The organism is Amycolatopsis sp. AA4 (assembly GCF_002796545.1).
Taxonomy (GTDB): domain Bacteria; phylum Actinomycetota; class Actinomycetes; order Mycobacteriales; family Pseudonocardiaceae; genus Amycolatopsis.
This window is the reverse complement of record NZ_CP024895.1, coordinates 212,042-233,420: the sequence shown is the minus strand read 5'-3', so window position 1 is coordinate 233,420 and position 21,379 is coordinate 212,042. Positions and strand designations below refer to the sequence as shown.

Annotated in this window: 26 protein-coding genes; 25 read left to right on the top strand and 1 reads right to left on the bottom strand. The window is 69.3% G+C overall.

The annotated features are described in order from the left end of the window. Positions 1–204: 204 nt before the first annotated feature. The 20 genes from CU254_RS41910 to CU254_RS41815 all read left to right on the top strand — a co-directional run bounded on the left by CU254_RS41910 (position 205) and on the right by CU254_RS41815 (position 17,484). Entirely contained in the window at positions 205–1,086 is an 882-nt protein-coding gene (locus CU254_RS41910) for a hypothetical protein (RefSeq protein ID WP_037719312.1), read from the top strand. 181 nt (positions 1,087–1,267) lie between these two features. Next, positions 1,268–2,311: a hypothetical protein gene (locus tag CU254_RS41905; protein WP_100267209.1), complete on the top strand. Its 1,044-nt coding sequence runs from the start codon at positions 1,268–1,270 to the stop codon at positions 2,309–2,311. A 59-nt stretch (positions 2,312–2,370) separates the two neighbouring features. Beyond that, positions 2,371–2,775, top strand: coding sequence for a hypothetical protein (locus tag CU254_RS43530; protein ID WP_158688171.1), 405 nt, complete (start codon positions 2,371–2,373; stop codon positions 2,773–2,775). A gap of 72 nt (positions 2,776–2,847) precedes the next feature. Next, the gene (locus CU254_RS41895) at positions 2,848–3,180 is read left to right on the top strand and encodes a hypothetical protein (RefSeq protein ID WP_009086462.1); all 333 of its coding nucleotides are present in this window, start codon (positions 2,848–2,850) and stop codon (positions 3,178–3,180) included. 269 nt (positions 3,181–3,449) lie between these two features. Then, positions 3,450–4,415, top strand: coding sequence for a hypothetical protein (locus CU254_RS41890; protein WP_037719316.1), 966 nt, complete (start codon positions 3,450–3,452; stop codon positions 4,413–4,415). A 109-nt stretch (positions 4,416–4,524) separates the two neighbouring features. Next, a complete protein-coding gene (locus CU254_RS41885; RefSeq protein ID WP_009086465.1) occupies positions 4,525–5,040 on the top strand; it encodes a hypothetical protein in 516 nt (171 codons plus the stop codon). Positions 5,041–5,121: 81 nt separating this feature from the next. Further along, positions 5,122–5,610 carry a hypothetical protein gene (locus tag CU254_RS41880; RefSeq protein ID WP_009086467.1) on the top strand — a complete coding sequence of 163 codons (489 nt, stop codon included), beginning with the start codon at positions 5,122–5,124 and terminating at the stop codon, positions 5,608–5,610. A gap of 286 nt (positions 5,611–5,896) precedes the next feature. Continuing rightward, complete coding sequence (locus tag CU254_RS41875) at positions 5,897–6,607, top strand: hypothetical protein (protein ID WP_009086469.1); 711 nt, start codon at positions 5,897–5,899, stop codon at positions 6,605–6,607. 151 nt (positions 6,608–6,758) lie between these two features. Further along, positions 6,759–7,910, top strand: a complete 1,152-nt coding sequence (locus tag CU254_RS41870) for a DnaJ domain-containing protein (protein WP_009086471.1) — start codon at positions 6,759–6,761, stop codon at positions 7,908–7,910. A 259-nt stretch (positions 7,911–8,169) separates the two neighbouring features. Further along, a complete protein-coding gene (locus CU254_RS41865; protein WP_037719319.1) occupies positions 8,170–8,445 on the top strand; it encodes a hypothetical protein in 276 nt (91 codons plus the stop codon). A gap of 117 nt (positions 8,446–8,562) precedes the next feature. Continuing rightward, positions 8,563–8,856: a hypothetical protein gene (locus CU254_RS41860; protein ID WP_009086476.1), complete on the top strand. Its 294-nt coding sequence runs from the start codon at positions 8,563–8,565 to the stop codon at positions 8,854–8,856. A 339-nt stretch (positions 8,857–9,195) separates the two neighbouring features. Next, positions 9,196–10,095, top strand: coding sequence for a hypothetical protein (locus CU254_RS41855; RefSeq protein WP_009086478.1), 900 nt, complete (start codon positions 9,196–9,198; stop codon positions 10,093–10,095). 318 nt (positions 10,096–10,413) lie between these two features. Beyond that, positions 10,414–10,887: a hypothetical protein gene (locus CU254_RS41850; protein ID WP_009086479.1), complete on the top strand. Its 474-nt coding sequence runs from the start codon at positions 10,414–10,416 to the stop codon at positions 10,885–10,887. Positions 10,888–11,146: 259 nt separating this feature from the next. Then, positions 11,147–12,079, top strand: coding sequence for a hypothetical protein (locus CU254_RS41845; RefSeq protein WP_037719325.1), 933 nt, complete (start codon positions 11,147–11,149; stop codon positions 12,077–12,079). An 86-nt stretch (positions 12,080–12,165) separates the two neighbouring features. Next, positions 12,166–12,651, top strand: coding sequence for a hypothetical protein (locus tag CU254_RS41840; protein ID WP_009086484.1), 486 nt, complete (start codon positions 12,166–12,168; stop codon positions 12,649–12,651). After that, positions 12,648–13,859 carry a hypothetical protein gene (locus CU254_RS41835; protein WP_009086486.1) on the top strand — a complete coding sequence of 404 codons (1,212 nt, stop codon included), beginning with the start codon at positions 12,648–12,650 and terminating at the stop codon, positions 13,857–13,859. Before CU254_RS41840 ends, CU254_RS41835 begins: the two co-directional genes overlap by 4 nt. 143 nt (positions 13,860–14,002) lie before the next feature. Further along, positions 14,003–14,917 (top strand): hypothetical protein, encoded by a 915-nt coding sequence (locus CU254_RS41830; protein ID WP_100267206.1) that lies wholly within the window; start codon positions 14,003–14,005, stop codon positions 14,915–14,917. Positions 14,918–15,080: 163 nt separating this feature from the next. Continuing rightward, positions 15,081–15,758, top strand: a complete 678-nt coding sequence (locus tag CU254_RS43525) for a hypothetical protein (RefSeq protein ID WP_159396494.1) — start codon at positions 15,081–15,083, stop codon at positions 15,756–15,758. Positions 15,759–15,846: 88 nt separating this feature from the next. After that, positions 15,847–16,338 (top strand): hypothetical protein, encoded by a 492-nt coding sequence (locus tag CU254_RS41820; protein WP_009086490.1) that lies wholly within the window; start codon positions 15,847–15,849, stop codon positions 16,336–16,338. Positions 16,339–16,929: 591 nt separating this feature from the next. Beyond that, a complete protein-coding gene (locus tag CU254_RS41815; protein ID WP_009086492.1) occupies positions 16,930–17,484 on the top strand; it encodes a hypothetical protein in 555 nt (184 codons plus the stop codon). A 126-nt stretch (positions 17,485–17,610) separates the two neighbouring features. On the opposite strand, the gene CU254_RS41810 is transcribed toward CU254_RS41815, so the two are convergent. Next, a complete protein-coding gene (locus CU254_RS41810; protein ID WP_009086493.1) occupies positions 17,611–18,093 on the bottom strand; it encodes a hypothetical protein in 483 nt (160 codons plus the stop codon). A 169-nt stretch (positions 18,094–18,262) separates the two neighbouring features. Between CU254_RS41810 and CU254_RS41805 the strand changes: the two genes are divergently transcribed. The 5 genes from CU254_RS41805 to CU254_RS41785 all read left to right on the top strand — a co-directional run bounded on the left by CU254_RS41805 (position 18,263) and on the right by CU254_RS41785 (position 21,318). Further along, the gene (locus CU254_RS41805) at positions 18,263–18,469 is read left to right on the top strand and encodes a hypothetical protein (protein WP_037719329.1); all 207 of its coding nucleotides are present in this window, start codon (positions 18,263–18,265) and stop codon (positions 18,467–18,469) included. After that, positions 18,466–19,344, top strand: a complete 879-nt coding sequence (locus CU254_RS41800; RefSeq protein WP_037719332.1) for a hypothetical protein — start codon at positions 18,466–18,468, stop codon at positions 19,342–19,344. The genes CU254_RS41805 and CU254_RS41800 overlap by 4 nt, the downstream gene beginning before the upstream one ends. A gap of 52 nt (positions 19,345–19,396) precedes the next feature. Further along, positions 19,397–19,729 carry a hypothetical protein gene (locus CU254_RS41795; protein WP_009086497.1) on the top strand — a complete coding sequence of 111 codons (333 nt, stop codon included), beginning with the start codon at positions 19,397–19,399 and terminating at the stop codon, positions 19,727–19,729. Between the two features lie 319 nt (positions 19,730–20,048). Beyond that, positions 20,049–20,465, top strand: coding sequence for a hypothetical protein (locus CU254_RS41790; protein WP_158688173.1), 417 nt, complete (start codon positions 20,049–20,051; stop codon positions 20,463–20,465). A 220-nt stretch (positions 20,466–20,685) separates the two neighbouring features. Beyond that, positions 20,686–21,318, top strand: coding sequence for a hypothetical protein (locus CU254_RS41785; protein ID WP_037719336.1), 633 nt, complete (start codon positions 20,686–20,688; stop codon positions 21,316–21,318). Positions 21,319–21,379 lie beyond the last annotated feature (61 nt).

Sequence of the window (21,379 nt, the reverse complement as noted above, 5' to 3'; positions counted from 1 at the left end):
TCCCCGGGGGCGGCCGGAAACCCCGGCCGCCCCCGACTTCCTTTCCGTCCCCGAAAAAATGCACACGAACAATTCCAGGGTGACGGAAAACCCCCTATGCGGCACCAGCTTCGCGTAAGTTTTATAGGTGTCGGAGCGAACGGGAGTGACACCCCGGAAATCTCCGGCGACAGATTGAACAATCCAGCAGAAAGGCCCTTTGCGATGACCGTGCTCGACTTCGTCTCGTCCACGATGGACGAGCGTCCCGACCCCGCAGACGCCGCGGTGGTGCCCGGCAGCGTTCCCGTGACCCTGCTCGGCCTCAGCGGGGTCCAGAACGACACGGACGGGCACGGCGCCGAATCCCCGGGCGACTCGGTGATCCGCGATGTCCGGTTCGCGCGCCGGAGCACCACCATGCTGCAGTTCGGCGTGGTCACCCACCCCGAACTGGAGGCTTCCCTCGGGACCGGGCTCGTCGTGCTCAGCCCCGGCGACCGCGAAACCCTGATCGCGAATCTGCTCGGGCACCGCGAGTCCTGTGCGGACAAGGTGGCCGAGGGCGTGCGCCGCTATCTGCCCAAGGGACCGTTGACCGGCGCGGAAGTCGCGCTCGCGCGATACCTGGACATGCAGGAGCAGCCGCAGCACCGGGCCGCCGCGATCTACGCGGCCGGGCTGGTCTCCGGCCAGGTCGAGCCCGTTGCCGATTCGCTCCCCCACGAGCCGCTCGCCGCCGCGCTCGGCTGCCCCGCCGAATTCACCGTCGAACTGAGCACCGACCAAGGCTGGGAACGCCCCTTCGGTCCGCTAGCCGTCCGGTCTGGCGCGCAGGCCACCATCGGCCACCGGGCGTGGCGGCTGGGCATCGGCCTCGTGCACGGCCTGGCCGACGGTTTGATCTACGACCCGACGGCCGGAGCGACCTTCGGCGAGAAGCGCACCCCGAGCGAGCCCGTGCGAATGCCCGAGCAGCTGTTCGCCGACACCGGGACGACGGTGTCCGCGTTCGCTCGCGCCTACCGCGGCGACGTCCTGGCCGCAGCCGCCGCGTTCGTGCGCGCCACCCGCGCGCGCGGACGCGTCTTCCTCGCGAACTGCTAGCCCGACGGGGCCGGGCTCCCTCTCCGGAGCCCGGCCCGCGCCGGGCCGCGCTCGCCGTCGTCGCCCCGGCGGGACACCGCAGGCAGCCGCGACGCACACGGCCGGAATGCCATGCCTCGCCCACGCGAGCAGCCTCCCCCGCCCCGCCGTCACACCCTGTTGGCCGAAGGAGATCCGTTCCATGCCCCAGCTCTCCCTGCTCGACCCCGTCCGGCGCACGATCACGCCCGCCGACGAGCCGGACCTGTCCGACTACGACCTGATCCTGATCGGGATGTCCGGCAAGGACGCCCACGCCGCGCTCGACGTCACCCTCGCCCGGGCCCGCGCCGCCGGTGTCGGCGACCGCGTGTGGACCGTGCACGCCGACCTCGGACTGATGGAAGCCCCCGGCGCGTTTTTCGAGGGCCGTTACTACCCGAGCAACCGGGAACTCGTCGCTCAGCAGGCCGCCGCCTACGGACTGCGTCCTGACCGGCACATCGAGACCCGCCGCACCGTCCGCGACGGCGAGACCTGGCGGGACCAAACCCTCCTCGAAATGGTCGCGATGACCGGGAAGTTCCCCGACGCCGCCCGCCGCTGGTGCACCAGCGACCTGAAGACCTCCAAGATCTCCGCCGCGCTCACCCCGCTGGTCCGCGCCCTGCGCGGCAGCCTCGACCGCCCGGTGCGCATCCTCAACGTCCTCGGCATCCGTGCCGAGGAAAGCCCCCGGCGCGCGGGCAGGCCGACCTACCGGTGCACCGCCTCCAACGGCCAGCGCCACGTCGACGAGCACCTCCCGGTGCACGACTACAGCACCGCGCAGGTGTGGCGGACGATCCTCGACAGCGGCGTGCCCTACCACTGGTGGTACGACAGCGCGCCCGGCCGCGGCGACCGGGCCGGAGCCCGCCGCCTGTCCTGCTCCCTGTGTGTGCTGGGCAGCCGCCGCGAATGCGTCCTCGCCGCCCGCCGACGACCGCGACTGGCTGCCCTCTACCACGAAGTCGAGCAACGCACCGGCCACCGGTTCAAACTCGAGCTGCCGATGTCGCGGGTGCTGGAACTCGCGGCCGCGCCCGGCGGCCCGGAACCGGGCGTCGTCCTCGACGAACAAAACCCCGAGTTCGACGCGCTCGCCGCCCGCGTCCGCACCCGCCTCGACCGGCCAGGACGCCGCCCGGGCAGCACCTCCCACACCGCAGACCCGGCCAGTCTGTCCTGCACCGGATGCGGCTGACCCCGCCGCTGGCATGCCCCGTGGCCACGGGCCGGGCTCCGCACCCCCGAGCACAGCCCGTGACCACGGTTTCCTCACCCGGAAATCCCGGACGCACCGAAAACCCGGCGAAAACGCACACAGAAAAAATTGGGAACCGATTCGATCTCCGGGACAATTCCGCAAGCTATAGATTAGGTGGCGTAAGCCGGTCGGGAACCGGCATCTCGAAATACGCGGCGGGAGAGAATAGCGTGAATGAGAAATCGTTGTGGGCACACGGCGATGTTCACTGGTGGGGGCCGATCGAGTGTGACGACCTGTTTCTCAAGTTCGAGACATCCGCCCACTTGAACGACGGAATCCCCGACGCCACACCGGACGAGGTCGTGGCCCATATCAATGAGTGCGATACATGCCGAGATCTGGATATGCGCGTGTCACTCGACAGCGACGGCCTTCACACGGTCGAGAACGTGGCCTAGGCGCCTCTGTGGCGCGCGGGAAGCCCGCGCGTTCGCCATGGCAGCTAGACCAACGCGGACGAAAGGAAAGCTATGCCAGCAACTATCAAGTTTCGCGCGAAACCCGAGACGCTGTACAACGTTGACGGGACGTGTGACTACACGCGCATCAAGGTGCCCGAAATCGGCATTCGGCATTGCGCGATGTCCGAGTTCCGAAGCCATGCAACATTGCGCGGACTCGCGAACAGCGACCTTTTCCCGCGTGCCCTCAGAGGTGTCCTGAAGCAAATGGGCATCGCGGTCGGCGGATACATTCGGCTGGACCAGCTGCCCGACGGCGTGACCGTTGACGCATCGGGGTTCCTCGCGGCCGTGACCATCACGGTTGCCGACGACGCTACGTACCGGAGCAAAACGAGATAGTCGCAAGCCGCTTTGGCGCAGGCGCGGGAAATCCGCGCGTGCGCCATCGCTGCGGCTTTCACACGCACCAACCGACCGCAGCGAACTCGATCCCCGCGATCGCCAGCTCGGCGCCGCGATAACGCACTCGGCCTGACTCCGCTGCAGGACCGACCGCAGTGGCTGCTCACGCACTACTCCGGCGGCCCCCGCGGAGCCCGACCCCACACACGGCCGCCGGAGCGGCCCGTCCCGCAGCACCGGACGCACCGACCACAGAAGGAGAAACAATGGGAGACACCGCCAACGCCGTCCGCGCCGAGGGCGACGACATCGGAACATCGCAGACCATCACCCCCGACGAAGTCCTGCAGCGGCTCTACGCCGCAGCAGACGGCCGCCACCTGCCGTGGCTCGACGAACTCGCAATCGCGGCAGGACTGAGGGACCGGTGCTGGAAATGCGGAGCCATGGTCGGCATCGACGAGCGATGCGACCAGTGCGGTGCCGTGGCCAAGGAACCTGCGGTCGCCGCGGTGCTGGCCTCCCTTCCCGGCCCTGCCGCCACGCGGCTCGCCGACCAGGGCTACCGCTATCTGATCGCGCGCACAGCAGACGGGGCGGGGATCTACCTGATCCGGGACGACAACGGCGAGATCGCGGACTTCACCGCAGCCATCCACGAAGAATGCGTCCAGGAAGGCACGGCGGCCGGGCTCAATCCCGTCTACCACGTCCACGCGTGCTGCAACCTGGTCTCCGCTGAGGAAGTGCACTGGCACCCGGTTCCCCTCCCGCCCGCGCACACTTCGCCCGCATTCGTCGTGGCACAAGACGATCCGATCCCGTTCGCCGTCGACGAAGCCGCCTTGACGCAGTGGGTCAGCCGCCCTGAGGACTGGGAGGGCAGGCTTCCCGACCGCGCGGCCGAAGCACCTGGCGACGACCTATCGGTGCTTGTCTGCGACGCTCTCGCCCAGCACGTGCTGACCGGTGACCCCCGCATCGACCTGCAGGTCATCGGCGATGACGACAGCGACAGCGCCGGATACCGCGTGGTCCTGCACAACAAGCACGGCGACCAGCGCCTGGTCGGGATCACCTCCGGATGGTCCGAACTGGACTTCCCCGCCGACGAGAACACGGCGCTCGCTGAGGCGGCCCGTTTCCACGTCGACCAGGTGTGCACGGCCGCCAACTCTGTCCTCGCCGAACTGGAGACGAGTCCTGCCCCCGCCGACTCGCTGCAGCACTGACCTCGCTTCGGAGTTGCCGCACGCCGCCGCAAATAGACCGGCGACACGGGACAGCGAATTTCGGGCGCAGGCAATCCCACGCCGCCCCGCACGATCACGGGAGAACCGCATGCGACGAGACATCGGATTTGCCTATCTCGCCTACGGCTACGACCTCGGCGGGCAGAAACACGGCTGGCGGGTGCAGGAAGCCGACGAGAAAAACCGGCTGGCCGCAGAATGGTACGAGGCGGACCACGGCGAGGACGACGATTTCCTCGTTCAGGCCGAGTGGCGCTTGCTCGAGAAGCTGGCCGGGCTCGACGTCAAAGGCATGTGGAGCGTCCGCGAGCCCTTCATCGCCCAGCTCTACCCCGACGGGCTTTTCATCGACGAGGCAATGCAAGAGATCCTCGGCCTCGCGATCATCCAGTACGGCAGCGAGGCCCAGCCCTCGTACGCGCTCACGGCGCGGTCGTCCTGCGCGATCGAACAGACCCCTGCCGTGGTGGAGCCCGCCGCCTTGGCTGCCGAGGGGGCCGACCTCGAGCGTTCGGACCGCCGACTCGCGGACGCGATGACCGCGCTGGACCTCACCCCGCTCCAGGAACGGCCGCGCTGGCTGCTCCTGGCCTGCTGGGGCTGACCCCGAGCCGCAGCCCCGCCCGCGTTCCGGGGCGCGCTGCGCCGGATCACCGAACACGCCGATCACAGAAGGAGAACCACCATGGGAGACACCGCAAGCGCCACTCTCGCCTACGGCTACGACCTCGGCGGCGGCGAAGACGGCTGGAAAGTCGAGCAGGCCGAGGACTACGAACAGCCCAAGGTCCCCTGGTACGACCCCGAAACCGAAGACGAGGACGAGGACGAGGACATCATCGAAGCGGCGGAGCGGCGCCTGCTCGCCACGCTGGGCGGATTCACCGAAACCGACCGGCATGCCGACGGGTACCGCGACCGCAAAAAAGCAGCGGAGAAGTCCCTCGGCGTGGAGTTCGTCATGCACGGCGACCGGTACTCCACCTGCTACGCCCTGGCGACGACCACCATCGACGTGCAGGCCGGCGACGCGACGCCGGTGAACCCCGCCGAACTGTCCGACCCGGCCGACCTCACGCGGCGGGACCGCCGACTCGCGGACGCGCTCGGCGCGCTCGGCCTCACCCCGCTAGAGGACCGCCCGCGCTGGCTCCTGCTCGCCTACGGCAGCTGACCGGCGCGACCGCACCCGCCCCGGGCAGGGCCCGCACCGCGGAGCCCGGCCCGGGGCCGCGTTGTCGAGACTCGGAATCCGCGCCGAAAATCCCCGGAAAAATGCCCACAAAAACAAAATAATGGTCCCGTTCGCGCCGTGGGTCTGCGCGGATTGTCTAGGTTGGTGGTGTCGGCAGACGAGGGTGACGCCTCGGATGTCGCGACAGATTGAACCAATCCAGCAGTTCGGAAGGCGAAATCCCGTGAGCGATGAACCAGGTCGCGCGCAGCGCCCGGCGCGGCTCTTGACCCAGAACAGCCAGCTCAAAGAAATCGGCGTGTGGAATTGGACCATTCCTGCCTGGGCCGGTCGATTCGACGACGGCACTACCTACAATACGTGCCCGAGCGCGGGCATTTGCAGCAAAGTCTGCTACGCACGTTCCGGCGCTTATCTGTGGCCGCAAGTGCGCGGCAAGCACCAAGCGAACCTGCGCTTCGTGCTCGACGACCCGGATGGCTTCGAAGATGCGATGATAGCCGAACTCGGCGCGCGGCGCTTTCACGGGAAATGGATCCGCGTGCACGACGCCGGCGACTTCTTTTCCGACGACTACACGCTGCGGTGGATGCGGATCATGCGCGCCCGCCCCGACAGCCACTTCTACGCCTACACCAAGGAACTCGACCGCTTCCGACGGCTCGTCGCCCCCGACCCGCCGCCGAATTTCCTGTGGACCTTCTCTCTCGGCGGAACCCAGGACGCCGACCTCGACCCGAAGACCGACCGGATGGCCGACGTCTTCCCCTCCGAGGAAGCCATCGCGGCGGCCGGGTGGCATTCGCAACTCGGCGACGACCGCCTCGCCGTGCTCGGCGAGGCACCGGTGGGAATGTCCGCGAACCGGATCCCGAAATTCTTGAAACTCCTGGACGGCCGCCGGTTCAGCGAATGGCAAGCACAAGAGAACGAACGCCGCGCGGCGAAGAAGAACCGAGCGCCAGGGACCGAGTAAGAAAACTGATCCGGAATGGAAAAGCCCGCCCGGATTCGTTTTTTCTCGCGGGCGTGACCGTACGGTAGGTGATGTCGGCGGAGCGGGGGTGACGCCCCGCTCTGCCTCGCCAGATTGAACACATCCGCGAATCCCGAAAGGTTATTTTCTCATGCCTCCGACCACCCCTCGTTCCTGGACAACCTCCGAGCATCTGTCCGAATTGGAACGACGAGCGACCGCCGCGCAGGAGGCGGTCGAGCAGGCCGCCGTCGAACGCGCCCACTGGATCCTCCAGCACGCCTACGCGGCGCTGCGTGAGCAGTTCCCCGCCGCCACCTCGGCGGTCGTGGACACCGGACTGCGGCGCACCCTCAGCGCCTGGATCGTCAGCGTGAACGCCGGGGCAGACCCGCTGTGGACCGCCGCCGAGGCCGCGTCCGCGACCGACGCCCCGAACGCGACCGACGAGGCCGTCGAGGACGTCAGCTGGCAGATCGACAACGCGCTCCAGTACCACCCGCCGAAAACCCTGCCCGGCTGGTCGCCGAAGTCCGCCGAGCCCGGGCACTATGTGCTCGACCTGACCGCCGTACCGACCGTGCCCGCCCAGGACCAGCAGGACAGCCTCCCCACCGGGATCTCCCGAGTGGTGCAGGAAACCGTGGACTCGTGGCCGTGGCAGGTCGCCCTCGCCGCCCGCGAGTACTGCCGCGGCCTGGTCGAAGCCCGCTACCTGCCACTCGACGAGAGCGCCGAGCGGGAAGCGGTGCCCGCTGCGCTGGCCCCCACCGTGGCCCCCGCCTACCGCGCCGAGTACGCCACGCTCACCGCCTCGCACTGGACGGAGGGCATCGCCTACGTGCACGGCCTCGCCATGGGCGCGATCGAGGTATGGGAAACCGGCGAAGGCTACGGCCCGGCCGATTCCCTGGACCATATCGTGCCGATCTTCCAGAGCTCTCTGGCGCGGAACGGCGTCCGCCTGCGCGAGGTTTCCGAGGCGTTCGGCGGCGACGTCCGCCTGGTCGCCCTGGCCGTCGCGGATCCGTTCGGCGCCGCGCCCGCCGCCGAACCCGCCGGGCGCCTGCCGAATCTCTACGAGCGGCTGGGCCTTCCCCAGAACCGCGCCGTGAAACCCCCGGAGGTCGACGCCGTCTACCGCGCCCGCGTCCGCTCGCTGCGCCCGGACCTCGACCCGACCGCCAGCGCCCGGCAGCACGCCGCCGCGAGGGACGACTTCGCACAGGTCGCGGAGGCGTACAAGGTCCTCAGCGATCCCGTGGCCCGTGCCCGCTACGACCGCGAAAACACCCCGTTCTGACACCGGCGCGGGCAGGCCGCGTCGCGGACGCCACCTGCCCGCGCGGGCCGTTTCCCGCACAGTTCCGTGTCCCGGAAACGAACCGGCGATTCTCGAAAATAAGAGCAGAGAATCTGCTTTTGTCCGGAACAGTCGGGCCGGGCAATCGTCCGGTTCGCGGAATTGTCCGTAACGTGTGTGGTGTCGGCGGGCAGAGCGACACCTCGCGCGACCCGAATCGGCCCCGCAGAATTCCGTCGCACAACCAGTGGAGAAACCGATGACCAACCCGTCCAGCCCGACGGCTCACGCAATCCTGCCCGTGCAGCCCGACGACCCCGACGAGTTCGAGCAGTCGCCCGATCACCCGCCCGGAATCGACGAATACACCGACCACCTGCCGGACCCGGTGAGCGCCGCACACCGGGTCAACGACTTCATCGAGGCATACGGCGACGGTGGCGTGCACCCGCACGTGACGCCCGAGTTCGAGGGCAAGATGCCGCCGGTGTTCACCCGCGACCTGTACTCCCTGACGAAGGCGGTGCTGGAGTGACGATCCGCGCCCCAGGCGGTGCGGCAGGAAGCCCGAACGGCGCTGCCCTCTCCGGCCCGGCGCCGAGCCGTGTGGCCATAGCAAAATGATCCGTACATCGAGAAGGGGGAAACCGCAATGCCAACCACAACTGTGGAACTGTCCGACTCCGAAATTGCCCTGGCGGTAGAGGCTCTGGGCATCGCCGCCGCGGTCAACGACTCCGGCGGCCGACAGGCGGCTGCCCAGGCGATGAAGGCGCTGCGCGAGCGCTTCCAGGACCAGCCCGCCGCCGACACCGCCCAGACCGGGAACGGTGCCCCGGCCCGGCGCTCGTCGCGGCCCGGAAAGGTCGTCAACCGCATCGGCGACGTCAGCCCGGGAGCCAAAGTCGTCCAAGCCTACGACGTCATCGGCGGCATCCACATGTAGCAGGCGAAGCCAGCGTTACCGCGTTCGTCCCCCGGGCCGGCGCCGCAATGTGGCGCCGGCCCGCTTCGCGTTCCCCGCAGGGACGCAGACTGCGCACGCCCCTCTCGTTCGTCCGGACCGCAACCGCCGCGCATCCGCCCGCGACCGGGGCGAAGCGGCCCGAGGATTGCACCCCGTCCGGGATGCAGAAAATTTGTTCCCAGTTGCATTGGCCGTGCACGGAAGCCCATTGTTCTGCGCGATCGAATGTAGAGTACGAGGTGTCGGCAGAGCGGGAATGACCCCCCCGTTTCTCCGCAACAGATTGAACCTGTCCACGAAATCGAAGGAAACCGTTCCGTGAATTCACCAGATATCGTCGCCTGCCGCCCGCTGGAGTCCGTCGCGGTGCTCGGTGAGCGTGCCCTTCTCGCGCACGGCGCAGTCCGGCGCGCGGTCGAGGAATACGTCCACTGGACTCTGCAGCATGCCTACGCGTTGCTGCGAGCGGAGTTTCCCGCCGCGACCTCTCTGCTGGTCGAGGCGATCGACGGGTCCGACGGAGCCTGCCGGGTCCTGCGCGTGCGCGCGGGCGAAGCAGACCTGTGGCGCAGCGAAGACAGGACCGGCCGGGACGACGCGGACAACATGGTCCTCGACCTCGGTGTGCTGTTCGAAGACGCGGTGCGGCACCAGCTTCCGCACCGTCTGCCCGGGTGGAGCACGCAGGACCGCAAGGCCGGATTCTACGTCGCGGACCTGACCGCCCTTCCGCCCGCGCTCAACACGAGCTGCGACCACGGCCCGGCGTCCGAGGTCGCGCCGGGGATTCGCGGGCTGCTCGCCGAGACGTCCGAGGGATGGAGCCAGGAAACCCGCCGTGCCGTGCAGGAGTACTCGCGCGGCCTGGTCGAAGGGCGCTACCGGCCGCTGGACTCCATCGCCAAGTGGGCGACGGTTCCCGAGCAGCTGGGCCACCCCGTCCCGCAAGAAGGCTTTCTCGGCTACGGCGATGGCGGCGAGCTCGGCGTCGAAGACTGGCGCAGCGGCATCACCGTCGTGCACAGCCTGGCCGCAGGCGTGGTCAAGTGCTGGGGCACCCCGGAGAGCTACGGGACCCCCGACGACCTCCGCGCCCGCGTCCGATTCGGCCAAGCGTCTCTGCGCGCGCACGGCGTGAGCCTTCGCGAGGTCTCCCTCGCTTTCGACGGCGACGTCCGGCTCGCCGCGGCCGTCCTCCACCCGTTCGCTGCGCGGTGACCTGAGCCGGGCCTCGCCCACGGTCTGAGCATCCCCGCTCCGACCTGATCCGTGGCGGGCCGGGCCATTCCCGGCCCGCCACGTCCCCACGACCCATCCCCGGAGGGAACCCGCGACGCGGCCGCCCACCGGCCGCTCGCTACGGGCGCCGCGAGGCTGCGCGAGGACCCGCCCGCTCGACCGTGCTGGGTCTGAGTCCGCTCCACGGTCGGCCGCGCTGGCTGCTCCTGGCCAGCGGGGCTGACCGCAGCGCACCTCTAGCCCGGCCTCGGTCCCGCTGACCCGCAGCACCGAACACACCGACCACAGGAGGAACCGATGGACACCGCAGACGCCATCCTGGCCTACGGCTACGACCTCGGCGGCGACGAACGAGGCTGGAAAGTCGAAGAGACCGACGACCACGGCCATCCGGCCATTGCCTGGCACGACATCGACGGCGACAAAGACAACTTCGTCGAAGAGGCAACCGGACGCCTGCTCGCCGCACTGGCGGGATTCACCGAAACCGACCAGCACGCCGACGGTTACCACGACCGCAGAAAAGCAGCGGAAAAATCACTCGACGTGCACATCGTCAGGCACGGCGACCCGAACGACACTTCCTACGCACTCGCGACGAGCAGCGTCTCGGTCGAGGAAGGCGATTCGATGCCGCTGAACCCCGCCGAACTGTTCGACCCGGCCGACCTCGAACTCCGGAACCGGCGGCTCGCGGCCGCGCTCGCCGCGCTGGGCATCACCCCGCGCCAGGACCGGCCGCAGTGGCTGGTCCTGGCGTACCTGTCCTGACAGCCGTCCTCCACTCCTGCCCGTGGCCGGGCTCCCTGCGCAGGGAGCCCGGCCACGATCCGCTCCACCGGCCGTTTCGCCGCTCCGGAATTGCGCGACGGTTCCCCGTAAAATGATCGTGAAAATAAAAAGAAGGTTCCGTTCGCTCTGCTGAAACGCGCAGACTGTATAGAGTTGTGGTGTCGGCAGAACGAGGGTGACGCCCGTTTCGCCGCAACAGATTGAACGCATTCACGATATCGAAAGGCGCTGTCTTCTTATGGCTTCCACCAACGATCCCGCCTGCCGCGGGCACGAGCCCGCCGACGAGTTGGACCGGCGTTCGGACCTCGCACTCGACGCGGTCGAGCACGCGATCAAGGAACACGTCCATTGGACCCTTCAGCACGCGTACGCGCTGCTGCGCGCGGAGTTCCCGACCGCGACCTCGCTGCTGGCGGAGGCTGTCGACGGATCCGAAGGGACCTGCCTGGTCCTCCGCGTGCGGGCGGGCGAGGACGACCTGTGGCGCCGCAATGCCTCCACCGGCCGGGCCGATGCCGACGGCGCGGTCGCGCGAGCCGGTGAGGTGTTCGAGGAGGTGCTGCGGCACCGGGCGCCGGACCTTCTGCCCGGCTGGACGAGGGAGGACCGCGTGTCCGTGCACTACGTCGCGGACATGACCGTCCTGCCGCCCGCGCTGAGCCTGCGCGGCGAGGACAGCGTCACGTCCCGGGTCCCGCCGGGAATCCACGGACTGCTCACCACGACCGTCGACGGTTGGACCCCGCAAGCCCGCCGCGCTGTGCGCGAGTACTCGCGCGGCTTGGTCGAAGGCCGCTACCGGCCGCTCGAATCGATCGCCGACTGGCACACGGTCCCCGCCATCCTCGGCCTTCCAATTCCCGGAAACGGCTTTTTCGGCTTCGGCGACCGGCCCGGAGAGATCGGGGCAGATACCTGGCGCAGCGCCATCGCCAGCGTGCACGGACTGGCCGCAGGAATGGTCAAACTCCTGGGCGGCGGGGAAATGTACGGGGTCGCCGACGACCTCCGCATGCACGTCAAGTTCTGGCCGCTGGCTCTGGCCAAGCGCGGCTTGACCCTGCGCCAGGTCGCCGACGCCTTCGGCGGAGACGTTCGCCTCGCCGCCGCGACCCTCGTGCAGGCGCTGCCCGTCACCGACCTGCTCTGGGCCTCTCCGACGGTCTGAGCATCCCCGCTCGACCAGATCCGTCGCGGGCCGGGCCCGCCCGGCCCGCGACGTCCCCGAAAGCCACTCCGCAAAGGAAGACCGTCATGCCCGAAACGCCCCTGCAGAACCTGCTCGCGCTGGCCGCCGAACTCGACCTGGACCCGCTCGACCTCAACGACGTCGTCCACGACCTGCACAGTCTCCCCGCCAGCGCCATCAACAACGGCGGGCTCGAAGCGCAGATCACCTACTTGCTGGCCGAACTCGGCGAGACCGAACTCGAAGAGCTCCTCCGCGACGCGGCGCCGGACTGCGCCGCCCCGACCGCCACCGCGGTGCTGGACGCGGCCAACCACTGGTCCTTCGCGCTCGCCGAGGACCCGGCCCCGCAGTGCGCCGCCGCACCGCCGCGCCTGGCCGACGACGACAGCGCGGCAGCCGCCGAGGTGCGGGCGCTGTGGCGCGAGATCACGACGAGGATGGCGGAGCCGGACGGCCGGTGGCCCGCCGTGGACGTGAGCCAGTACCTCGCCGAGTGGTTCGCCGCGCACGGCTTCGAAGACAAGCCGCTCGGCGGTGAGCAGGAGTGACCCGTCCCGCGACCGTGTGCATCAGCTTCGGCATGGGGCTGGACAGCGTCAAGATCATCCACGAGTACATGACGGTCCCCGGGGCGCGTGACTTCGACTGGTCGCGGTGCCTGGCGGTGACCTCGATGACCGGCAACGAGTACGAGGCGACGGAGAGCGCCATGAACCGGGTCGTGCTGCCGTGGTTCCGCGAGGTCGGGTTGCGCTACGTGCAAATCGCGCGAGCTGGGCAGTCCAAATCGGCCGGTTACGAAATTTTGGACGACTCGACCGCTCCCCGGCGGATGTTCATGCGCGGCAACCACTGGCGGCTGTCGGACGAGCTGCTGCGCGCCGGGACCGTGCCGCAGGTCGCCCACGGCAGACGGATCTGCTCGGCCCGCGCGAAAGGCGACCAGTTGGACGCCTTCATGGCCGACGAGATCGCCGCCGGTCGCCTCGCTCCCGATTTCCGGCACGTCATCGGGTTCTCGGCCGACGAGCAGGCGAGAGCCTTGCGCGATTCGACCTACGGCACCAATTCCCGCAATCCCGAGTACCCGCTGATCACGTGGGACTACGACCGGCAGGCGTGCGACGCGATGCTGGAAGAAGCGCTCGGATTCCGGTTTCCTCGTTCTTGCTGCCTCTGGTGCCCGTTCCAATTTGCCAAGGCCGGCCGCGCCGAGCTGGTCGCCCGGTGGCGGGCCGAGCCCGGCGCCGGCGCGCAGGCCCTGGCCGTCGCCCGGCACGGCCTCGCGCTCAACCCGCGCATGCTGCTGTTCGGGTCGATCGGCGCGCACGAAGTGGCGTACCGGGAGAACCTGCACGAGGTCGCCGACCTGTACGACGAATGGGAAAAGACCGTGCCCGCATGGTCGGTCTACGAGGTCCGCCGCGGCATCGACGCCCGCAAGGACGGCAAGGGCCGCAACCCCCGCCTCAAGGGAAGCCCGTGGCGCAGCGTCAAGACCGTGGCCACGACCGGCGAGTACGGAGAAGCCCGCGAGGTACTCGCCGAGCTGGCCCGCGACCACCGCGTCGGCATCGAACGGACCGGGAAGGAGGGCATCGAACGCGCCTGGCTGCGCCGGTACCCCGCCGTCGAGCGCTACCCGATGACCGAGCGCTTCTACGTCGTCAGCGAAGCCGGGACCGACGACAAGAAACGTCCCGGGTTCGAGGAGAAATGGCACGCCTTCACCCAGCCGAAGCTGGTCGACGCATAAATGCGCGCGAATTCTTTTCAGGTGTTCGCGGACGGTCGCGACAGTCGTTTTGTGGAATAGAGTAAGGGCAGCGGCCGAGGCCGGGGGTGACGCCCCGGGAACAGCAGCGACAGATTGAACGCATTCAATTGAGGAGACACCCGATGGTTGAGCACGAGGACGACCCCAGCACGCGCTCCTGCACCTGCGGCGCCGAACCCGGCGAGCCGTGTGACTCGCTGTGCGACGAGGTCGTCAACGACTTCAGCGCGGCCGACCTGGTGCCGGTCGCGGACGCGCACCGGACGTACGCGGTGAAGCACTGCCCGCGCTGCCTCGGCCGCGGCCGGGACCGCACCGAGCCCGACCCCGACAAGTTCTGCCGGTGCGTGCTGGACTGGATCGACGTCCTGGACCTGCGCGCCGACGAGCTGCTGGACAGCGCCGACGACGCGTACGACGAAGGCGGGTTGATCGAGCACGTGCGAGTCACCAAGCTGGCCGTGCGGTGGCGGACCCTCGGCCTGGCGGCAGCCTTGCGCGAGACCGGGCACAACGCCCGTGCCGACGTCCTGACCGGGACCGTGCGCGTCACGACCGTGTTCGGCGCCGTGCGCATCGCGATCACCGCCAGTGGGCTCCGCGTCAAGCGCACCGACGGCACCGAATGGGACTGCTACGACGGCAGGAAATCTCGCCCGCTCGCGATGACTGCCCGCTCGGTGATCCCCGAACTCGCGGCCCGCTCCGGAACGATGCTGTGGATCGCCACCGCCACCGCGAAGCCCGGGTACGCATACCGGCGGCCGGAGGTGCTCGGCGTCGATCCGAGCGGCGAGGCCGACCGCTCGCGCTGCCGCCACACCGCGACCGCGCCGGTCGGCGACTGTTGCTCCGAGGCCCGCGCGAAACGCGCAGCGCAACGGCTGGACATCCCGGGCGCCAGGGTCGTCGTCGGGGCTTTCCCCGTCCCGGCCGACGCTCTCCAGAGCCGGTCGCGCCGTGAACACGCGGCACACGAAGCGATCAGCGCGATCGCCATGCATCTCTGGAGCGGACAACTGGCCATCCGCGTCTAGGCCGAACCCCGCCGTCCACCGCGCAGGCGTCGGCTCGCCATGCCCCGCTGACGCCTGCGCGCACGGTCTTCCGCGCCCGGCCCGCAAACAAGGCCGACGCCGCGCGCTCCCCTTCTCTTCCCCCGCGATCGCCCGCGCACCGATGCCCAGGAGACGACCTGCCATGACCGAAACGACCCATGCCGCCGCCGCGATTCACGACTGCCCGCCGCGCAGGGTGCGCGCCGTTCTCGCCGCGTTGCGCGAATACAGCTACCTCTACGACGGCGACGGCGCCGCCGACGTCCTGCACGTCGGGATGTGGTTCAAGGCCCACCCCGAGGCCTACCGCATGGCCCGCGATTTCGCCCACGCGCTGATGAAGGCCGCCCCCGAAGTCGCGTTCACCGTCTACGACGCGCCCCGGGACAGCGAACCCGGCGAGGTGCACACCTACGTCCGCGACCTCGGCTTGTTCAGCGCCCCCTGCGACGCCCACGGCGAGCCGACGTTCAGCCGGTCGAGGTGGCTCGCGCTGGCCGCGCAGCCCGCAGCCGACCGCGACCGCGCCATGGGCCTGCCGTGGATGAACGAGACCTCCCGCATGCCCAGCCGCACCGTCGCCGCGCCGCCGCGGCTTGTCGCCCGCTGGTCGCTCGGCGGCCCGGTCGTCGTTCTCGACGACACCGGCGGCGATCTCGTCGGCCCCGGGCCGGTCGCGATGGAGGAGAAAGCCGACGAAGCGCTGCACGGGCTGGGATTCGGGAAGGCGACAGCCTGGCGGCCGTACGGCGACACCGGCCGGATCCTGCTGGCCGACGTCTACCCCTGCACCGGCGACTTCTGCGGTTCAGGAGGTTGATCGCGTCCGTCGGTGCTCGGCGTCCGAGCCCGGACGCCGAGCACCGGCAGGTCTGTCCCGCCCGAAGAAACCGCCAGAGGGAGCGAGAATGTTCAAGCTGTACATCACCGAGGCCATCCAGAACAAGCAAGATCCGGACGACGGGGTGGTCTGGATAACCGACGACTTCCCGTCTCGCGGGGACATGATCGAAGACCTCCTCGCCATGGGTTACACCGAAGGGGACGTGGAGAAGGTCCGCAGCGGAGGCCCGCGCGGCTGGGTCGAAGCCGCCAACGGCGACGACATTCAGTGGGCGGACACCGAATACCGGGGCGAGACAGCCGTGTCCGACCTGACTCTCCCGGTCGAGCGGCTCGACCGGATCGTGGAAGCAGCCAAGCGGGACATTGCGCGGTGGATCGAGTCGGGCCAACTGCCCGACACCGTCCTCAACTGGGTCGACGCGTGCCTGGACTACTCGCTCGGCGGTCTGGACACAGCCGAGACCGCCGACGTCGAAGGCGTTGACTACAGGTACGTCACAGAGCAGGTCGAGAACTGGCTGTGGGACGGTCGCCCGTCCAATCAGGACAGGTAGCACCGAGGGCGTGAGCGGCCTGGGCCGCGCATCCGGGTATCCGAGGCCCGGCGTCCGCCATTGCGAATGCGGCTCACCACCCGGGCCGGCCCCTGTCGGCCCGGGTCGGGCGAGCTGTCCATGCTCCGATTCCCTGCCCGAGAACGGCTTCGCGCATGCCCGGCCGCACCGTCGCCGAGCCGCCGCAGGCCATCGCGCGCCCGTCGTTCGGCGGGACGGTCGGGCAACCCCGGAGCCGATCAGGTCGCCCCGGCCGACGGCCACGCAGGGCCCGACTGATGAAGCCTTGCCCTGGCCGGGATTCGGGCAAGGGGACGGCCCCGCCGCCGCTCAACGGCACCTCCCCGATTCTGCTGGCCTGCGTCCTTCGCTGCACCGCCGAGTGCTGCCGTGCCCTCAGCGGATCTCTGCCGCCCCTTCTCCCGAGGCGGAAACGGGAGCCGTTCCCGAAAAAGCGCATGAATTCAAGAAGGGCACTGAGACCGCTGTTGCCGCCCCAAATCGCCGATACGGTTGTGGAAGTGGCACGGACCGGAATGACAAACCGGAATTCGGCCCAACAGATTGAACTCATTCAGCACAGGAGCAACGATGCGCATCCCGCTTTCCTATACCTCTGCCTCGAACGCCAGCGAGCTGTTCAACGCCGCGTATCCGGAACTGCCACGAAACACCCGCACGGTGTGGGCGATGTACGTCGAGCGGTTCCCCGGCGAGGCAGACTTCCAGCGGCGCCCGTTCGAAGTGGTCTGGCTCGCCGACTCCGACTTCTTCACCCCGTGCAGCCAGTGCGCCCCGAGCGTCGCGAGCGTCTACCCCGGTCGCTGCTGCCCCGGAACCGAAGTCCGCTTGCAGGAAACGCACGCGCTGCTCGGCGAGCTGCTCGGCCAGCCCGTGGCGCTGCGGGAATTCGATATCGACGACCGGATCAGCCACAACGGAATCCACGACCACAACACCGCCCGCCACGTCGAGAACATGCTGCGCCGCGCCTGGGAAAACGGTGCGATCGGCTTCGCCGAGGACGCAGCCGACTTCGCCGACCTGATGCGCCGGTGGGACGGGGAGCACGACGCCCTGTCCGAGCGCAGGGCCCTCGCGAACTCCCGCCGAGGACTGCCCCGCGCCCTCCGCCGTTCCGCTTGACCGCACCACGCAGACGGGGTCGTCCCCGGCACGCACCGCGTGCCGGGGACGACCCCGTTTTCCTGTGTGCGGCGGCAATGCCGAGCAGATCCGGCCCGGAGGCCAGGCCGTCGTCCGCTGCCGCGTTCACGCCGAGCGCGGCAGCGGATCCGCTGATTCGGTTCCGGGCGGCGGCCGGTCCCCCGCGGCAGCCGCGTCCAAGGCGGCGGCGGACGCGGCGCCGGCCCGCGGCGTCGGCGCGGGCCGCTTGCGTGCCGCCGCGCGCGGCGGCGGAGGCTGCTCGGCTGCCCGCAGCTCCGTCGCCGTCCAGCCGACGTCTCTCGCGGCGCGGTAAGCCCTGCGCCAGGAGTTCGCGCGCTCATCCGTCTCCTCGCGTGTCCGCTGGCGAACCCGTTCGACTTGTTCGTCGGCCTTGGCCAGGATGGCCTCGACTCGTCTTTCCGCCCGCGCGCGAATGTTCGCGATGTCCTTGTCCGCCTTCGCCTCGATAGACTCGTGGTCGCGGGCCGCGTCGGCGGCGTGCGCCAGTTCTATCAATGCTTTCTTTCGCGGCTCCAGGGCCTTGTCCGCCATGGCTTCGACGCGTTGCTGCTGTTGTTTGTCCCCCATGCGCCCGATGGTAGGCCGAAACGCTCACGGATTCACCGGACAACCCGTGCTGAACTGCGCCAACGCCGCCACGGCCGGTATAGTTATTGGCGTCGGGGCCGGGGGTGACGCCCCGGGTCACCGGCACAGATTGAACCGGAATCCAGTACCTGAAAGCGAGCACCGAATCATGGAACCCACTTACATGTTCTGCGGCGAACCAGGCGGGTCGCCGGAACGCCTCTTCACGACATGGCTCGACGCCATGGCCTCGCTCGGTTACACCGTCCCCACGACGCGGCGGGCCGCTTTGACCGCGCCGTCACGGGTCCGCGCCTTGGAGGGGCGCGCGGTCGCCGAGCGCTGCCTGCGCATCACCCGGGTGGGCCTGCGATGAGCGAGTACATCCTCGCCGCCGAGCGCGGCGTCGACCTCTACGCCGTCTGGTCCGGCAACGACGGCGCCCCGGTCGCTGTCGGCACCCGCGCGCAGATCATCGACAGCCAGGCCGCCCGCGGCGCCCTGCGGCACGGCATCGAGCACTCGCTCGACATCGCCGCGCAGCTCGGCTCCAGCAACCTCCGCAAAGTCGGCTTCTGGAACGGCGAGGCAATCGCGGCCGACCGCAATCGCGCCCTGCTGCCCCGGGACCTGGTCGGCGACTACCTCCGGGCGTGGCTGATCGGAGACCGCGACCGATGCGCCGAACTGCTGGACTACCCCGGCGGGCCAACGGCGCGCCAGGCCCACGCCGACGACGAATCCGACGAGGGCGACGGGGAGCCGAGCGTGTTCGAGCCGATCGTCCTGAGCGGCCCGCCGACGATAATCTCCCTTCCGGCCGCCGCCGTCGAAGCTGACCTCCGCGTCCTGCGCGGCTTTCGCGAGCACGGCACCATCAACGCCATCCGCCCGGCCACCGACAGCGGCCGAGCATTCATCGCCCAGCGCGCCGTGACGTCGCCGGAAATAGACCTCACGACCGCCGCCGGACTGCGCCTGATCCTCCGCAGCGATCGTGACCCGTACTACCCCGGCTACGAGCTCTGGTTGATCACGACCGCGCCCGGCGAACCCGTCCGCGTCGGCGGCACCGGCACCGAACTGATCGACGACGTCCAGGACCTGCCGCTGGCGGAGACCGACGTTCCCCGCCTCGAAAGCATCCTGGACCAGCTCTGGACGGAAGTCGCCGCCGCATGGCGCGTGGCGCTCACCGCGACGGCACCGACGCTCGCCGACGGGTTCACCGCAGCCGCCCGCCGTGCCTGAACCGCCGACACAAGCCGACCCCGCCCCGGGAAGACCGAGGAGAACCCCGAGCATGACCACCGCCGACGAAGACGCGACCGCACCGACGCGGCTGGCCGACTACGTACCCTTGTTCGACGTCACCTCTCCCCTGCCGCTCGACCACGACCCGTTCGCGTTCGGCGAGTGCGGCGAACGGTGCCGTTGCGCGCCGGACAGCGCCGAGGGCGAATTCCTCATGTCCAGCTCGCAGCGACGCGACGAGATCCGCGCCCTTCTGACCGCAGAAGGGAAAACGGCCGAGATGTGCGGCCCGTGCAACGCCCTCGTGTTCGCCGCCTCCGACGAAGACCGGGCGCGCTTCCAGGCCGAGCACGAGGACTGCCCCTGGCACTCCGTGAAGTAGCGGCCGAGGACGCGCAGGAAGGCCCGGTACCCCTTTGCGAAGTGGTACCGGGCCTTTCTTTACGCTCCGGCGCCCGGAAATGCGCACGAATCCGATTGGCGGCATCCGGAACGCCCTCGCCTGCAAAAATCGCGGTAGGGTTTCATCAACGGCGATTCCTGGACCGGCTTCCCGGACCGTTTCGGGAATCGAATAGCACCGGCGGCAGTGTCCGCCTTTCCGCGTTCCCGGTCAGCGCGATCCGCGCGACGAGGTCGCTTCCGGCAAGGCAAAGACATCGGGGTCGCCCGGCGGCCCCAGACGACAAAGGAGAATGACGATGGCATCCACTCTTGCAGAGATGGTCGCGCGCTTCGCCTCGACCACCTACGTGCTGGACGTCCCCGAACCCGTCGAGTACACGCGGCGAATGCAAACCGCCTGCAACTACGACACCTTCATGATCGATGCCGGTCGCTACCCGGTGAGGCTGACCCGCCGCGGCTTCGCCTGGAATCCCGACCCGGACGTGCCGACCCCGGGCTACGTCGTCAACGTCGGCCCGGATTCCGCCGTGGTGACGGCGGAGGCCACCCACACCTACCAGTACATCGTGAACAGGCTGTTCACCGCCTCCAGCACGCAGGAGTCCTTCCCCGACGAGCGAACCACCCTGACCGTGTCGGTCCCTGCCTACCTGGTCAAGGACGGGCAGACCGGCCCGTTCGCCGGCTCGGTCTTCCGGCAGCAGGCGTAGCTCTCCCACCCGCCCGGCGCCCCGGCAGACGGGGCGCCGAAATTTCTTTTTGCAGCGCGGATCCCCGGAAATGCGCACAATTTCGATCCGCGACGGCAATACCGTTCTCGGCGGGAAATTGCCGCTGTAGGGTTTCATCAGCGGCCGATATCCGGGAGGGAAATCCTGGAATTCCCGCCGCGCATCGCATCTCATTCACCCCTCCTGAAAGGTGTGACCGATGGCCAGCGCGCCTGAAAAAATCCCCATTCGCGTCCGTCCGGACGAAACGCTCGTCCAGTCGGGCGGTGCCCCGTTGTTCCCCGCCGAGACCGCAGGCCCCGACAGCGCCCCCGGGTTCCGGCGAGCGGTCGCCGAATGGATCGCCATCCGCTTGAACGCCACGTGGCTGCACGGCAGCAACACCCTGCGCCGGGCCGAGTGGCACGACGACGTGCTCCGGCTCGTCGAAACCGGATACGAGCACGACGCGGGCTACCAGCCCGAGCAGATCCGCCCCGACGGGCACGGCCTGTACCGCATCTCCCACCCGTGGGAATGGGCCGAGGCCGACCTGTCCGTCCCCGCCGACGCGGCCGCTGTCCCGCTGCCCGCCTACACCGTCACCGCCCTCGCGGCGCTCGCGTCCGACCGGGAACTCGCCGACTACACCGACGCGGAGAAACGGGCGCTGCTCGACCACGTCGCGGACGGCGACCGGGACCTGCGCTGGCGCGCGCGGCTGGCCGCCGAGTCGACCGCCGAGCAGCTGGTGCGCATCGCCCACGGCGGCCCGGGCCCGGACATCTGCCCGCACGGGTGCGACGGCCTCTACTGCCGCCCGGACGCCCGGACCCACCGCTGCGGGCTCTGACCCCCCGGGGCCCGTGCCCGCTTCCTTCTCCCGTCAACCACTGTTCTGCCAAGGAGCAACC

Excerpts from the sequence above, each read along its gene's own strand:
- CU254_RS41895 (WP_009086462.1), top strand. The coding sequence starts at position 2,848 with ATGCCAGCAACTATCAAGTTTCGCGCGAAACCCGAGACGCTGTACAAC.
- CU254_RS41845 (WP_037719325.1), top strand. The coding sequence starts at position 11,147 with ATGGCTTCCACCAACGATCCCGCCTGCCGCGGGCACGAGCCCGCCGAC.
- CU254_RS41830 (WP_100267206.1), top strand. The coding sequence starts at position 14,003 with ATGGTTGAGCACGAGGACGACCCCAGCACGCGCTCCTGCACCTGCGGC.
- CU254_RS41910 (WP_037719312.1), top strand. The coding sequence starts at position 205 with ATGACCGTGCTCGACTTCGTCTCGTCCACGATGGACGAGCGTCCCGAC.
- CU254_RS41860 (WP_009086476.1), top strand. The coding sequence starts at position 8,563 with ATGCCAACCACAACTGTGGAACTGTCCGACTCCGAAATTGCCCTGGCG.
- CU254_RS41905 (WP_100267209.1), top strand. The coding sequence starts at position 1,268 with ATGCCCCAGCTCTCCCTGCTCGACCCCGTCCGGCGCACGATCACGCCC.
- CU254_RS41800 (WP_037719332.1), top strand. The coding sequence starts at position 18,466 with ATGAGCGAGTACATCCTCGCCGCCGAGCGCGGCGTCGACCTCTACGCC.
- CU254_RS43525 (WP_159396494.1), top strand. The coding sequence starts at position 15,081 with ATGACCGAAACGACCCATGCCGCCGCCGCGATTCACGACTGCCCGCCG.
- CU254_RS41785 (WP_037719336.1), top strand. The coding sequence starts at position 20,686 with ATGGCCAGCGCGCCTGAAAAAATCCCCATTCGCGTCCGTCCGGACGAA.
- CU254_RS41870 (WP_009086471.1), top strand. The coding sequence starts at position 6,759 with ATGCCTCCGACCACCCCTCGTTCCTGGACAACCTCCGAGCATCTGTCC.
- CU254_RS41850 (WP_009086479.1), top strand. The coding sequence starts at position 10,414 with ATGGACACCGCAGACGCCATCCTGGCCTACGGCTACGACCTCGGCGGC.
- CU254_RS41810 (WP_009086493.1), bottom strand. The coding sequence starts at position 18,093 with ATGGGGGACAAACAACAGCAGCAACGCGTCGAAGCCATGGCGGACAAG.
- CU254_RS41880 (WP_009086467.1), top strand. The coding sequence starts at position 5,122 with ATGGGAGACACCGCAAGCGCCACTCTCGCCTACGGCTACGACCTCGGC.
- CU254_RS41790 (WP_158688173.1), top strand. The coding sequence starts at position 20,049 with ATGGCATCCACTCTTGCAGAGATGGTCGCGCGCTTCGCCTCGACCACC.
- CU254_RS41885 (WP_009086465.1), top strand. The coding sequence starts at position 4,525 with ATGCGACGAGACATCGGATTTGCCTATCTCGCCTACGGCTACGACCTC.
- CU254_RS41805 (WP_037719329.1), top strand. The coding sequence starts at position 18,263 with ATGGAACCCACTTACATGTTCTGCGGCGAACCAGGCGGGTCGCCGGAA.
- CU254_RS41820 (WP_009086490.1), top strand. The coding sequence starts at position 15,847 with ATGTTCAAGCTGTACATCACCGAGGCCATCCAGAACAAGCAAGATCCG.
- CU254_RS41795 (WP_009086497.1), top strand. The coding sequence starts at position 19,397 with ATGACCACCGCCGACGAAGACGCGACCGCACCGACGCGGCTGGCCGAC.
- CU254_RS41865 (WP_037719319.1), top strand. The coding sequence starts at position 8,170 with ATGACCAACCCGTCCAGCCCGACGGCTCACGCAATCCTGCCCGTGCAG.
- CU254_RS41815 (WP_009086492.1), top strand. The coding sequence starts at position 16,930 with ATGCGCATCCCGCTTTCCTATACCTCTGCCTCGAACGCCAGCGAGCTG.
- CU254_RS41840 (WP_009086484.1), top strand. The coding sequence starts at position 12,166 with ATGCCCGAAACGCCCCTGCAGAACCTGCTCGCGCTGGCCGCCGAACTC.
- CU254_RS41890 (WP_037719316.1), top strand. The coding sequence starts at position 3,450 with ATGGGAGACACCGCCAACGCCGTCCGCGCCGAGGGCGACGACATCGGA.